This is a genomic window from Geobacillus sp. TFV-3 (assembly GCF_009901865.1).
Classification (GTDB): domain Bacteria; phylum Bacillota; class Bacilli; order Bacillales; family Anoxybacillaceae; genus Geobacillus; species Geobacillus thermoleovorans_A.
This window is the reverse complement of the sequence record NZ_MPSP01000001.1, coordinates 2,385,859-2,399,324: the sequence shown is the minus strand read 5'-3', so window position 1 is coordinate 2,399,324 and position 13,466 is coordinate 2,385,859. Positions and strand designations below refer to the sequence as shown.

General features: G+C 53.3%; 13 protein-coding genes. 8 read left to right on the top strand and 5 right to left on the bottom strand.

What is annotated here, in order from left to right; genetic code table 11:
* The first annotated feature begins 47 nt into the window (after window positions 1–47).
* Window positions 48–842, top strand: coding sequence for an inositol monophosphatase family protein (locus BJQ97_RS12075; protein WP_160156764.1), 795 nt, complete (start codon window positions 48–50; stop codon window positions 840–842).
* Window positions 843–892: 50 nt separating this feature from the next.
* Here BJQ97_RS12075 and BJQ97_RS12070 read toward each other — a convergent pair whose 3' ends face one another.
* A complete protein-coding gene (locus BJQ97_RS12070) occupies window positions 893–1,063 on the bottom strand; it encodes a DUF5325 family protein (RefSeq protein ID WP_011230569.1) in 171 nt (56 codons plus the stop codon).
* Window positions 1,064–1,181: 118 nt separating this feature from the next.
* Between BJQ97_RS12070 and typA the strand changes: the two genes are divergently transcribed.
* The 3 genes from typA to BJQ97_RS12055 all read left to right on the top strand — a co-directional run bounded on the left by typA (window position 1,182) and on the right by BJQ97_RS12055 (window position 3,703).
* Window positions 1,182–3,026 (top strand): translational GTPase TypA, encoded by a 1,845-nt coding sequence (typA, locus tag BJQ97_RS12065; RefSeq protein ID WP_160156763.1) that lies wholly within the window; start codon window positions 1,182–1,184, stop codon window positions 3,024–3,026.
* Between the two features lie 90 nt (window positions 3,027–3,116).
* On the top strand, window positions 3,117–3,425 hold the full coding sequence (locus BJQ97_RS12060) for a YlaH-like family protein (RefSeq protein WP_160156762.1): 309 nt from the start codon (window positions 3,117–3,119) through the stop codon (window positions 3,423–3,425).
* Entirely contained in the window at window positions 3,422–3,703 is a 282-nt protein-coding gene (locus tag BJQ97_RS12055) for a hypothetical protein (protein ID WP_160156761.1), read from the top strand. The genes BJQ97_RS12060 and BJQ97_RS12055 overlap by 4 nt, the downstream gene beginning before the upstream one ends.
* Window positions 3,704–3,763: 60 nt before the next feature.
* Here the strand turns inward: BJQ97_RS12055 and BJQ97_RS12050 are convergent, their stop codons facing one another.
* Both BJQ97_RS12050 and BJQ97_RS12045 read right to left on the bottom strand, forming a co-directional pair.
* Window positions 3,764–3,964 (bottom strand): YlaI family protein, encoded by a 201-nt coding sequence (locus BJQ97_RS12050; RefSeq protein ID WP_013145887.1) that lies wholly within the window; start codon window positions 3,962–3,964, stop codon window positions 3,764–3,766.
* A 161-nt stretch (window positions 3,965–4,125) separates the two neighbouring features.
* Complete coding sequence (locus BJQ97_RS12045; RefSeq protein WP_160156760.1) at window positions 4,126–4,725, bottom strand: YhcN/YlaJ family sporulation lipoprotein; 600 nt, start codon at window positions 4,723–4,725, stop codon at window positions 4,126–4,128.
* 136 nt (window positions 4,726–4,861) lie between these two features.
* Here BJQ97_RS12045 and BJQ97_RS12040 point away from each other — a divergent pair, with 136 nt between their 5' ends.
* Entirely contained in the window at window positions 4,862–6,193 is a 1,332-nt protein-coding gene (locus BJQ97_RS12040) for a PhoH family protein (RefSeq protein WP_160156759.1), read from the top strand.
* A 185-nt stretch (window positions 6,194–6,378) separates the two neighbouring features.
* Here the strand turns inward: BJQ97_RS12040 and BJQ97_RS12035 are convergent, their stop codons facing one another.
* Window positions 6,379–6,885 carry a molybdopterin-binding protein gene (locus tag BJQ97_RS12035; protein ID WP_160156758.1) on the bottom strand — a complete coding sequence of 169 codons (507 nt, stop codon included), beginning with the start codon at window positions 6,883–6,885 and terminating at the stop codon, window positions 6,379–6,381.
* Between the two features lie 162 nt (window positions 6,886–7,047).
* Between BJQ97_RS12035 and BJQ97_RS12030 the strand changes: the two genes are divergently transcribed.
* From BJQ97_RS12030 to pyc, 3 genes are all read left to right on the top strand, one after another.
* Entirely contained in the window at window positions 7,048–7,335 is a 288-nt protein-coding gene (locus BJQ97_RS12030; RefSeq protein ID WP_013145884.1) for an Fpa/YlaN family protein, read from the top strand.
* Between the two features lie 122 nt (window positions 7,336–7,457).
* Window positions 7,458–8,669 carry a putative lipid II flippase FtsW gene (ftsW, locus tag BJQ97_RS12025; RefSeq protein WP_160156757.1) on the top strand — a complete coding sequence of 404 codons (1,212 nt, stop codon included), beginning with the start codon at window positions 7,458–7,460 and terminating at the stop codon, window positions 8,667–8,669.
* Window positions 8,670–8,731: 62 nt separating this feature from the next.
* Window positions 8,732–12,175 carry a pyruvate carboxylase gene (gene pyc, locus BJQ97_RS12020; RefSeq protein WP_160156756.1) on the top strand — a complete coding sequence of 1,148 codons (3,444 nt, stop codon included), beginning with the start codon at window positions 8,732–8,734 and terminating at the stop codon, window positions 12,173–12,175.
* A gap of 73 nt (window positions 12,176–12,248) precedes the next feature.
* Here the strand turns inward: pyc and BJQ97_RS12015 are convergent, their stop codons facing one another.
* Window positions 12,249–13,202: a COX15/CtaA family protein gene (locus BJQ97_RS12015; protein ID WP_160156755.1), complete on the bottom strand. Its 954-nt coding sequence runs from the start codon at window positions 13,200–13,202 to the stop codon at window positions 12,249–12,251.
* Window positions 13,203–13,466: the final 264 nt, after the last annotated feature.

Below are 13,466 nucleotides of genomic sequence, written 5' to 3'. Positions count from 1 at the left end.
CCTTGTTCCAGCTGTTATATACATAACCGAATGCAGGAGGAATCAACATGGCAGAAAAATGGGAAGAGATCGACCGATACGCTCGGCAATGGATCGACGAAGCCGGAAAGCGAATCCGTGCCTCGTTTGCAGAACAGCTGACGGTGGAAGCGAAAGAGAACCCGAACGACTTAGTGACGAACGTTGACCGCACCATTGAGCAGTTTTTCGCCGAGCACATCCGCCGCCAGTTCCCTAGCCACCGCCTGTTAGGGGAAGAAGGATTTGGCGACCGGATCGATGTCTTGGACGGCGTTGTTTGGGTGATTGACCCGATCGACGGCACGATGAATTTCGTTCATCAGCGGCGCCATTTTGCTGTATCGATCGGCATTTTTGAAGATGGCATCGGGCAGCTCGGCTACGTGTATGACGTCGTGTTTGACGAACTGTATGCGGCGCAAAAAGGGCGGGGGGTGTTTTTAAACGGGGAGCCGCTCGGCCGCCTGCAGCCCGCACCAGTGGCGGAGTCAATCATCGGCATCAACGGGACATGGCTCATGGAAAACAAGCGCCTCGACCATCGCCCGCTCGTGCGGCTGGCGAAAGAGGCGCGCGGCACGCGCTCGTATGGTTCAGCGGCGCTTGAGCTTGCGTATGTTGCCGCTGGCCGTTTAGACGCCTACATTTCACCGCGCTTGTCGCCGTGGGATTTCGCCGGCGGAATGATTTTGATTGAAGAAGCGGGTGGAATAGTGACGACCCTTGACGGGAAGCCGCTCGATCTGCTTGGCCGCAATTCGGTGCTTGCTGCGAAACCTGGGGTGCACGAAGAAATTTTGCGGCGCTATCTTCACAATTGATGAGGTGCGAAATCGCGAAAACGGGACAAGCATCGAGCTTGTCCCGTTTTTCAGCGCGTCCGTTTTTTATGGGCGAATCCAGCGCCCATGGCGGCGATAAAGATGAGCGTGGAAGCGGCGATGCCGATCAAACTTTGCTCGGCGATGAAGACGCCGATCGCCATGATGGCCGCAACGGCAAGAATGGCGAGCAACAGCGGTACAGGCTCGATCCGTTTCATCTCGTTGACTCCTTTCTGGCAAAGTGGGCGTCTTTTTCTAGTGTACCGGAAAACATGTCGATTTTCTATCGGTTGTGATATAATAGACAAGCAGTTTGCCGAACAGGAGTGACCGACATTGACGAACAAACGAACCGATCTTCGCAATATCGCGATCATCGCTCACGTCGACCATGGGAAAACGACGCTCGTTGACCAGCTGCTTCGGCAGTCGGGGACGTTCCGCGAAAACGAACAAGTCGCGGAGCGGGCGCTCGATCGCAACGATTTGGAGCGGGAGCGCGGCATTACGATTTTGGCGAAAAATACGGCTGTCTTGTATAAAGGAACGCGCATCAACATTTTGGATACGCCGGGGCATGCCGATTTCGGCGGGGAAGTCGAGCGGATCATGCGCCTTGTCGACGGCGTCTTGCTTGTCGTCGATGCGTATGAAGGCTGCATGCCGCAGACGCGGTTTGTGCTGAAAAAGGCGCTTGAGCAGCAGCTCGTGCCGATCGTCGTCGTCAACAAAATCGACCGCGAATTTGCTCGGCCGGTGGAAGTCGTTGATGAGGTGCTCGACCTGTTTATCGAACTTGGTGCTTCTGAGGAGCAGCTCGAGTTTCCAGTCGTATACACATCGGCGCTGCGCGGGACGGCAAGCCTCGATCCGGATCGCCAGGACGGTGACATGGCCCCCTTGTTTGAGACGATCATCGAGCATATTCCGGCCCCTGCGGACAACCGCAACGAACCGTTGCAGTTTCAAGTGGCGCTGCTTGACTATAATGAATATGTCGGACGCATCGGCATCGGCCGCATTTTCCGCGGCACGATGAAAACAGGCCAGCAAGTCGCTCTCTTAAAGCGCGACGGCGCCGTCAAGATATTTCGTGTCACGAAGCTGTTTGGTTTTATTGGGTTGAAGCGGATTGAGATTGAAGAAGCGCACGCTGGCGACATCGTCGCGGTCGCTGGGATGGAGGACATCAATGTCGGTGAAACGGTTTGTCCGCCCGATCGTCAAGAGCCGTTGCCGCCGCTTCGCGTCGATGAGCCGACGTTGAAAATGACGTTTCTCGTCAACAACAGCCCGTTTGCGGGGCGCGAAGGCAAATACGTGACGGCGAGAAAGCTGGAGGAGCGGCTTCGCACCCAGCTGGAGACGGATGTCAGTCTGCGCGTTGAGCCGACCGAGTCGCCGGATGCGTGGATTGTCTCAGGCCGCGGGGAGCTTCATTTGGCGATCTTGATTGAAAGCATGCGCCGCGAAGGATACGAACTGCAAGTATCGAAGCCGGAAGTCATTCTAAAAGAGATTGACGGTGTCACATGCGAGCCGATCGAGCGGGTCGTCATTGACATTCCGGAGGAATATACGGGAGCGATCATGGAGTCGCTCGGCAGCCGCAAGGGCGAGCTTGTCGATATGGTGCACGGCGACAACGGGCAAGTGCGCCTCGTCTTTCTCGTGCCGTCGCGCGGCTTGATCGGCTATCGAAGCGAATTTATGTCGCTGACGCGCGGGTACGGCATTTTAAACCATTCGTTTGACCATTATGCCCCCGTGCAGCCTGGCGCGATCGGCGGCCGCCGCCAAGGGGTGCTCGTTTCGATGGAAACCGGCAAGGCGACAGCTTACAGCATCATGCAACTTGAGGATCGCGGCACCATTTTTGTTGAGCCGGGCACTGAAGTGTACGAAGGGATGATCGTCGGCGAGCATAACCGCGAAAACGATCTAGTCGTCAACATTTGCCGCGAAAAGCATGTCACCAACATGCGCTCGTCGACGAAAGAACAGACGGTGACGATGAAAAAGCCGCGCCTGTTGACACTTGAAGAAGCGCTCGAGTATTTGAATGACGATGAATATTGTGAAGTGACGCCAGCCTCGATCCGGTTGCGCAAAAAAATCTTGAATAAAAGCGAGCGTGAAAAGACGGAGAAGAAAAAGAAAGCGGTTGAGCAGGCGAAATAGCCGGAAGCGCCATGCGCGCGTCTTTAGTTTGCGAACAATCGAAAACGCCTTGGAGAGGGGCGCTATTAGGATGAACGGGAGGGGAATGGTGTGAATGTGCTCGAACGGCTCACGTTTTTCGCCTCGCTTTATAAGGTGCACGATAATCCCGAGCGCGGTATGTGGCTATTGTATGTGACAGTGTTGTTGCTTGCCGCGCTTGTGTATCGGCTCGGTTTTGCCCGCCGCCTGCCGCTGTTGAAAAACGTCATCATTTACGTCTTGCTGGCGCTTGGTTGCACGGTTTTGACCTTTTTTGCCGTCTTTTTGCCGGTGGCAGAAGGATTGGCCGTCGCCGCCCTCGTATTAATCATTTATAAAGTGCGCCTGAAGCAGGCGAAAGAGGGAAAAAAGTCATGAAATCCGTGCAGCATGCCCTTTATAACTGGCTGACGATTCACATCGTCGCCAAAGCTCGTCCGCACGATACGGCGGCGCGCGATACGGCCGCGTTTTTCCGCGCCATGTTGGAAAACGACTTTGGTGTGTCAGCCGTAGACGCTGTCAAAGATGAAACGAATGGGCAATACATCGTCGAGTATGTGTGCGGCGGGGAAACAAAGGCGGCGTGTTTCCCACTTGAGCTGGCTGAGGCGATGTGGCGGCAGATCGAAGCCGAACCGGAAAAGTATGGATGATGACAACCAAAAAGGCGCGGAAAAGCGATCGCTCTTCCGCACCGTTTTTTTTTTGCGCGGTCACCAATCATCGTCAGCGCGGCGGCCGCGATAGAAGCGGAACTTTCCTGTTGCCAGCCGCTGTTTCGTTTTTTCAGTGATGCGGTCGTGGCATTCGCGGCACATGTACGTGTGAATCGGGCGGTTGCGCAGCCGCTTGGCGAGCGGCGATTCATCGTCGATCGTATCGATTTGGTCGCAAAGCACGCATTTGACTCTCATTGTTCACCTCAATACATCCAAACGCGAAATGGTAGGGTGTTCTTTCGTTCCCATTATACCACATTTCCTGCCATCGTTTGTTGATTCAAATGCATTTTACTCCTGTTGCCCTCGGAAATGAGCCGTGCTTTCTGTTCCATTATAACCTACACAGAAACCGTTTATCGATTTAAATGTTCATTCGATTGCTTGTTTTGCTGTTTGTTCAGCTGCCGCTCCTCCTGTTCGTTCAGCTGTCCGTTGTTTTCTTCGGTCGGCTTCGGCGTCGTTTCAAACAAATCGCTTGGCACTTCCGGCATCACTCGTCCGACAATGTCGGCGATTTCGTTCATGAACGCTTGCACCGGCCGCCCTTCATCGATTTGCCGGCCGATGTTGCGCACGCGGGTGTAAAGATCTGGGTCAGCAACAATAATCGCGTTTGCTCCGTACGGATCTTTTTGCAATGCTTCGGCGACGGAATATTTGATGGTGCCGACACGCGAGGCGTCCATATTGGCGCCGACGTCAATGCCGACGATGGCGTATTTGCCGACGACGATCGCGGCGGCATTGTGAACGTTTGGAACACGGTCGGCGATTTCTGCAAGCCGGCGGGCGATCTCTTGCCCGGATTTGTTCTCGACGCGTTCATCGACCGTATTTTTGACGCGCACGAGTGAACGATTGGGCTCGTTCGCTTCATGACCGTTTCCAAACGTGCAGCCGCTGAAAATCAAAAGGGGAAGGAAGAAAACGGCAAGCCAGCAGTTTCTCTTCATAATGGGCCACCTCGACTTTTTTTCTTTAGTTTGCAAATGTCCTTCTATCTTTATACATGTTTTCATATGCTGTATTACAGTCATTCCCATCCGACCGACAAAACGTGAAAAACTCTCACATGGGGGGAAGCGGAATTTGGGAAAAAAAATTTACGTGCTTGATACGAACGTGCTGTTGCAAGATCCGTATTCGATTTTCGCGTTTGAGGATAATGAGGTCGTCATTCCAGCGGTCGTGCTTGAGGAAGTGGATTCGAAAAAGCGGTATATGGATGAAATTGGTAGGAATGCCCGCCAAGTGTCAAAGCTCATCGACCGCCTGCGCGAAAACGGCAAGCTGCATGAAAAAATTCCGCTTGAAAACGGAGGGGCGTTGCGCATTGAGTTGAACCATCGTTCGTTTCATCAACTGCAAGAAATTTTTGTCGAAAAGACGAACGACAATCGCATTTTGGCGGTGGCGAAAAATTTATCGATTGAAGAGCAGGCGAAGGAAGATGGACGCTCCGTCATTTTGGTGAGCAAAGATGCGCTCGTGCGCGTCAAAGCGGATGCGATCGGGCTGCAGGCAGAAGACTTTTTAAGCGATCGCGTCGTTGATGTCGACCATATTTACAGCGGATTTTTGGAGCTGTACATAGGAAAGGAACACCTGCAGCGATTTTACGACAAAGGGGAGCTCGTGCTCGCCGATATTGCCGACCACCCGTTTTATCCGAACCAGTTCATCATTATGAAAGACGCGTTTGGCAGCTCGGCGTCAGCGATTGGCATTGTCGACCAAAACGGCAAAAAAGTGAAAAAGCTCATCTTCCATCACGAACATATATGGGGCATTCGCCCGCGCAACGTGCAGCAAACGATGGCGTTTGAGCTTCTCATGCGCGACGACATTCCGCTTGTGACGCTGATCGGCAAAGCCGGAACGGGCAAGACGTTGCTTGCCCTTGCCGCCGGGTTGATGCAAACGGAAGATTTGCGCACATACAAAAAATTGCTCGTCGCTCGGCCGATTGTGCCGATGGGGAAAGATCTCGGCTTTCTGCCGGGGGAAAAGGAAGAAAAGCTGCGCCCGTGGATGCAGCCGATTTTTGACAACTTGGAATACTTGTTCAACACGAAAAAACCGGGGGAGCTCGATGCGATTTTAGCTGGCATGAGCTCGATTGAAGTGGAGGCGCTCACGTACATCCGCGGCCGGAGCCTGCCGGAGCAGTTTATCATCATTGATGAGGCGCAAAATTTAACGAAGCATGAAGTGAAGACGATTTTGACGCGCGTCGGGGAGAAAAGCAAAATCATTTTAATGGGCGATCCGGAACAGATCGACCATCCGTATTTGGATGAATATAACAACGGGTTGACGTACGTCGTCGAAAAGTTTAAAGACCAAAAAATCGCCGGTCATATCCGGCTCGTCAAAGGGGAGCGTTCGGCGCTCGCACAGCTTGCCGCTGATTTGCTGTAGCTAGGCGTTCCTCAGAGCATCCGCCGTTAAAGAACGGGTGCCAGGCGCGCGGCCCGCCGCCGCGAACGTTTCGAAAGGCGCCCGCCGCCTGGGGCGCTGTGGAAAACATCTGGATTCAAAGCGCTTGAGGCGGTTGAAGACGTAAAAAGCTCAAACACCGGGCCGCCCCCACAAGGGGCGCCCGGTCATCGGACGACGAGCCGACGCACATGAGTAATCGGCGCCTCGCCGTTGGAGCCGTCGCCAAAATAAATGTGCACCGGACCGTCGTCGCGCAACGGTTTTCCGTTTTTGGAAAAAGCGAAAATCAGGTCGTACGCCTTTTCCAGAGGGATCACTGTTTCTCCATGTTCCGTCTCAATGACAAGTTCAGACGCGTTTTCATACGGCTCAGCGTTTCGCAAAAATGGGGCGAACGGCATACCGAACGAGCCGGTGATGATTTTCTCCTTCAAAAAGCGCCGCTCCGTTTTCAACGTCGGCGGAAAAACCGCGCCCTCTTGAATTTCCCGGTCCCAAAATGCCGACAGCTTTTTGATTTCCTCGTCTTCTTGCTCCGCTTCCGTCGGCTGTGGAGCCGGCTCCGAAAAATACGCATCCATGTCCACTTTCCGGTCGTCGAAAATCCAGACGCCGGGGTCAAGTGTGATCGTAAACTTCACCTTTCCTGTCAGCACAATAATATCGTTCATGAAACACCTCTCCTCTGCATGTTCCCACCGTTTTTAGTATAATAATAACGAAAGAGCTTGTCATGTTCCAGGTCGGGTTGCTGTCAACGGTTTCAACTTGCAAAATGGCTTGTTTCACGTTAAGATGTAAAGAAGGATAGGGGAGAGAACGGAGGGATCGATGTGACGGACGAATCGATGAGCTATCGGGAGAAGGCGTACGCGCTTTTACAAGCGGATGCAGAGAAAATCATCCAACTCATCCGCGTGCAAATGGACCATTTGACGATGCCGCAATGTCCGGTGTATGAAGAAGTGCTTGACACGCAAATGTTCGGGTTGTCACGGGAAATTGATTTTGCGGTGCGCCTCGGGCTTGTGGAGGCGAAAGACGGAAAGGCGCTCCTTGACCGGCTTGAGCGCGAACTTTCCGCGTTGCACGAGGCCGTGGCCAAAAAGCGCGTACGATAAGAATATAAGGCAACTCAAACGATTGGCACACCATCGTTTGAGTTTTTCTGTTTTTCGGCAGGAAAACAGTGCGCCGCTGCGAATGATTTTAAGTACATACATGTTCACAGGGAAGAGGAACGATGGAACGACAATTATGGAAAAAAGTATTGAAGTGCTATGATTATCCGTTGATCGCCGCGGTCATCATGCTGTCGTTGTTCGGATTGATTATGGTGTACAGCTCGAGCATGGTCACCGCTGTCATCCGCTTTGAAGTGCCAAGCGACTATTTTTACGAGCGGCAAAAATTGTGGTTGATTGCCGGATTCATCGCGTTCGTCATCATGATGGCGATTCCGTATAAAGTGTGGAGGGCGGAGCGATGGGTGAAACTCGTCTTTTTTGCTTCTCCATTGATGCTTATCGCCGTCGCTTTTCTCGGCCATACGGCCAACAACGCAACAAGCTGGTTTCGTGTCGGGGCGCTTTCGATCCAACCGGCGGAGCTCGCGAAGCTCGGCCTGATTTTATACTTGGCCGCAGCGTTTGCCAACAAGCGGAAGCGGCTGGCCGAGCCGGCGAAAAGCAATTTGTTCCCCATTTATTATACATTAGTGATTTGTTTCCTGATTGCCATACAGCCTGACTTCGGAACGGCGGCCATCGTGTTGGTCATCGCGATGTGCATCATTGTTTCGTCTGGTTTGCGCCTCGTGTTGCTTCTAAAGCAGCTGCTTTTTTTTGCACTGATGGGGACGGTGCTGTCACCGTTTTGGCTCCCGGTTGCCGGCAAAAAAATTTTTTCTCCTGAACGGATGTCGCGTCTTTACAGCTTTTTGGATCCATTTCAATACGCAAACGGCGATGGCTACCAGCTTGTTAATTCGTATTTGGCGATCGGGCTTGGCGGGCTGAAAGGAGTGGGGCTTGGCAAAGGCATTCAAAAATACGGCTACCTGCCAGAGTCGCACACCGATTTTATTATGGCGGTCATCGCCGAAGAGCTCGGCTTATTTGGTGTAGCATTTACGCTTGGATTATTGGCGTTTATCGTGCTGCGCGGGCTTTGGATCGCCCGCCGCTCCCACGATGCGTTTGGGAGCCTGCTTGCGATCGGCATCTCCGTCATGATCGGCTTCCAAACGTTCATTAACGTTGGTGGAGTCGTTGGCCTTATTCCGATTACAGGGGTGCCGCTGCCGCTCGTCAGCTATGGGGGAACGTCGCTTGTCTTAACCATGGCTTCGCTCGGTCTGCTTGTGAACATTTCGATGTTCGCAAAGTATGAACAACGGTATAAAAAAGCTGAAAAAACGATGGTCAGCAAACAGAAAAGAGGTCTGACTTTTTAGAAAGTGTATTTACAAATCGGCAAAACTTTTATACTTTTATTAAATAAAGGAGGAGGGACAGAATGAGGACAAGACGAATTCGCAAAGTGCTGGTAGCCAACCGCGGAGAGATCGCCATTCGCGTTTTCCGCGCCTGCACGGAGCTTGATATCCGCACGGTGGCGATTTATTCGAAGGAAGACGCCGGATCGTACCACCGCTACAAAGCAGATGAGGCGTATTTAGTCGGAGAAGGGAAAAAGCCGATCGAAGCCTACTTGGACATTGAAGGCATCATTGAGATCGCCAAAGCCCACGATGTCGATGCCATCCATCCGGGATATGGGTTTTTGTCGGAAAACATTCAATTTGCTAAACGGTGCCGCGAAGAGGGGATTATTTTCATCGGCCCGAACGAAGATCATTTGGATATGTTCGGCGATAAAGTGAAAGCGCGCCATGCGGCCATGAAGGCGGGCATTCCGGTGATCCCGGGCAGCGATGGACCGGTGGGCGGCCTTGAAGACGTCGTCCGCTTTGCTGAGACGCACGGATACCCGATCATCATCAAGGCAGCGTTGGGCGGCGGCGGCCGGGGCATGCGCATCGTCCGCTCGAAATCGGAAGTGAAGGAAGCATTCGAGCGCGCTAAGTCGGAAGCGAAAGCGGCGTTTGGCAGCGACGACGTCTATGTCGAAAAGCTGATCGAAAAGCCGAAGCATATCGAAGTGCAAATTTTGGGCGACCACGAAGGAAACATCGTTCACCTTTATGAACGCGACTGCTCGGTGCAGCGCCGTCACCAAAAAGTCGTGGAAGTCGCGCCAAGCGTCTCGTTGTCGGACGAGCTGCGCGAGCGCATTTGCGAAGCGGCGGTCCGGCTCATGAGAAGCGTCGGTTACGTCAACGCTGGCACGGTTGAGTTTCTTGTCTCCGGGGATGATTTTTATTTCATCGAGGTGAATCCGCGCATCCAAGTCGAGCATACGATCACCGAAATGATCACCGGCATTGACATCGTCCAGTCGCAAATTTTAATCGCCGACGGCTTTTCGCTCCACAGCCCGGAAGTCGGCATTCCGAAGCAGGAAGACATCCGCATCAACGGCTACGCCATTCAGTCGCGGGTGACGACGGAAGACCCGCTCAACAACTTTATGCCGGATACGGGAAAAATTATGGCGTACCGTTCCGGCGGCGGCTTCGGCGTGCGCTTGGACGCCGGCAATGGCTTCCAAGGGGCGGTCATTACGCCATATTACGATTCGCTGCTCGTGAAAGTGTCGACATGGGCGTTGACGTTTGAGCAGGCGGCAAGAAAAATGTTGCGCAACTTGCGCGAGTTCCGCATTCGCGGCATTAAAACGAACATTCCATTCTTGGAAAACGTCGTTCAGCACCCAAAATTTTTGTCGGGGGAATACGATACGTCATTCATCGATACGACGCCGGAATTGTTTGTATTCCCGCGCCGGAAAGACCGTGGGACGAAAATGCTGACGTACATCGGCACCGTGACGGTCAACGGCTTCCCTGGCATCGGCAAAAAGAAAAAGCCGGTGTTTGACAAACCGCGTGTGCCGAAGGTGAGCCAAACGGAACCGATCCCAGCGGGAACGAAGCAAATTTTGGATGAACGCGGACCGGAAGGGCTTGTCCGCTGGATGCAGGAACAGCCGCGCGTGCTTTTGACCGATACGACGTTCCGCGACGCCCATCAGTCGCTGTTGGCAACAAGGGTGCGCACGATCGATCTGTTGCGCATTGCTGAGCCGACGGCGCGACTGCTTCCGAATTTGTTCTCGCTTGAAATGTGGGGCGGGGCGACGTTTGATGTGGCGTATCGCTTTTTAAAGGAGGATCCGTGGGACCGCCTCTTGAAGCTGCGCGAGCGCATCCCGAACGTATTGTTCCAGATGCTGCTCCGTTCTGCCAACGCCGTGGGATATAAAAACTATCCGGACAACGTTATCCGCGAGTTCGTCGACAAATCGGCGCAAGCCGGCATTGATGTCTTCCGCATTTTCGACAGCCTCAACTGGGTGAAAGGGATGACGGTGGCGATCGACGCCGTCCGCCAGAGCGGGAAAATCGCCGAGGCGGCCATTTGCTATACGGGCGATATTTTGGACCCGAACCGCCCAAAGTACAATTTGGACTATTACAAGGCGCTCGCCAAAGAGCTTGAACAGGCGGGAGCGCACATTTTAGGCATTAAGGATATGGCCGGCCTGTTGAAGCCGCAGGCGGCGTACGTGCTCATCTCGGCGCTCAAGGAGACGGTCAGCATCCCGATCCATTTGCATACGCACGATACGAGCGGCAACGGCATTTACACGTACGCCAAAGCGATTGAAGCCGGCGTCGATATCGTCGATGTTGCCGTCAGCTCGATGGCTGGCTTGACGTCGCAGCCAAGCGCCAATACGCTTTACTATGCCTTGGAAGGAACAGAGCGGGCGCCGGAAGTCGATATTTACGGTTTGGAGCAGCTGGCGCGCTATTGGGAAGACGTGCGCAAATTTTATCAGGAGTTTGAAAGCGGCATGAACGCGCCGCATACAGAAGTATACATGCATGAGATGCCAGGCGGCCAGTACAGCAACTTGCAGCAGCAGGCAAAAGCGGTCGGGCTCGGCGATCGGTGGGACGAAGTGAAGGAAATGTACCGCCGCGTCAACGACTTGTTCGGCGATATCGTCAAAGTGACGCCGTCGTCGAAAGTCGTCGGCGACATGGCGCTTTACATGGTGCAAAACAACTTGACGGAGCAAGACATTTTTGAACGCGGCGAGACGCTCAATTTCCCGGACTCGGTCGTTGAGTTTTTTGAAGGCTATTTAGGCCAGCCGCATGGCGGGTTCCCGAAAGAGTTGCAGCGCATTATTTTGAAAGGGCGCGAGCCGATCACCGTCCGTCCGGGCGAACTGCTCGAGCCGGTCGATTTCGAGCAAATCAAGCGGGAGCTGTACGACAAACTTGGCCGCGAAGTGACCGACTTTGACGCCATTGCCTATGCGCTTTATCCGAAAGTGTTTTTGGAATATGCCGAAACGGTTGAAAAATACGGTGACATTTCGGTGCTTGATACACCGACGTTCCTGTATGGCATGCGTCTTGGCGAGGAGATCGAAGTGGAAATCGAGCGCGGAAAAACGCTCATCGTCAAGCTTGTGTCGATCGGTCAGCCGCAGGCGGACGGCACGCGCGTCGTCTACTTTGAGCTGAACGGCCAGCCGCGCGAAGTCATCATCCGTGATGAAAGCATCAAAGCGGCTGTCGCTGAGCGCATCAAGGCTGACCGGACAAACCCGAACCATATTGCGGCGACGATGCCGGGCACGGTGGTGAAAGTGCTCGTTGAGAAAGGAGAAAAAGTCGACAAAGGCGACCATTTGATGGTTACGGAAGCGATGAAGATGGAAACAACGGTGCAGGCGCCGTTTGCCGGCATTGTCAAAGACATTTACGTCAAAAGCGGCGACGCCATTCAAGCGGGCGATTTGCTGATTGAGCTGTCCAAATAAAACGGTCTGTACCGCACCAAAAGGGATGCCCAACGTTTGCGGGCATCCCTTTTCGTTTGCGGGTGGATGGCCGTCATTTCAACGCGGCCGGCGCTGCCTCGCGAGCTGAATGGTCCGTGGTTTTGATCGGCTCACGGCGGGTGCGGAGCGCCAATAGAAACAAGTAGCTGAGCACGCCGAACAAACAAGAGATAAAGAACGCATGCGCCAAGGCGATGTACAAATTCAGCTGTGTAAATACGACAAGTGCTCCGGTTGTCATTTGCGCGAGCACGAGAAAAAGAGCGATGAGCCATCCGTAGTAGATGACCGGCTGCCTGCGGTAATGGCGGACGGCATGTATCGCGGCAGCGGCGATCCAAATGATGATGGCAGCAGCGGCCAATCGATGGCCCATCTGCACCCATTCATGAAACTGAACGGGGAGGAGGCGCGTTTTCGCGCAAAGCGGCCAGCTCGGACAGGCGAGGCTGGCGTTCGTATGGCGCACGAGCGCCCCGGTGTACACGACGATGTATGAGTAGATGAGGATGCCATAAATATGAAACTTCATTTTACCGTCAAGCGAAAGCGAAGCGGCGGAAAACTTTTTGTCGATTTCAAAAATGAGCAACGTCAACAGCAGCACAGCGGCAAACGAAATGAGCGAAATGCCGAAATGCAGAGCTAAAACGAAATCGGACTGCCCCCACACGACCGCGGCGGCGCCGATCAACCCTTGCAAGACAAGAAAGACGAACGATATGACGGCCAAAAACTTCGTCTCTCGCACATGGCCAATGGCTCGCCACGCCCAAATGGAAAGGATGAGCACCATGATGCCGGCAAGGCCGGAAACGAGTCGATGGCTCAGTTCGATGACGAGCTCGGGCGTAATGTCATCCGGCACCCATTGGCCGTTGCACAGCGGCCATGATCGGCCGCACCCCATGCCGGAGCCGGTTTTTGTCACGAGCGCCCCGCCGATCAGGACAAACAGCATCGCCAATGTGGTCGCCGAGGCAAACCATTTCAGTGAACGTTGCAAAATCTTCACCTTCTTGTATTGAGAAATTGTGATTTTGTCCATATTAGTAAAGTGGTGGATTTTATTGCAACCAACCGTGTTGCCAAGCCAAGTCTATTTTACACGATGACGGCCGGAAACACAAAATGACGTTTGCATATTGAATAAGTCGATTAAGTTTGCTAGAAATATTAATGGGACAAGCGAATGAGCCATTTGGAGCGTATGGATTCAAAAATTTGACACAAATTATTCAAAAAAAGTTCACATGATGAGAAAAAAATG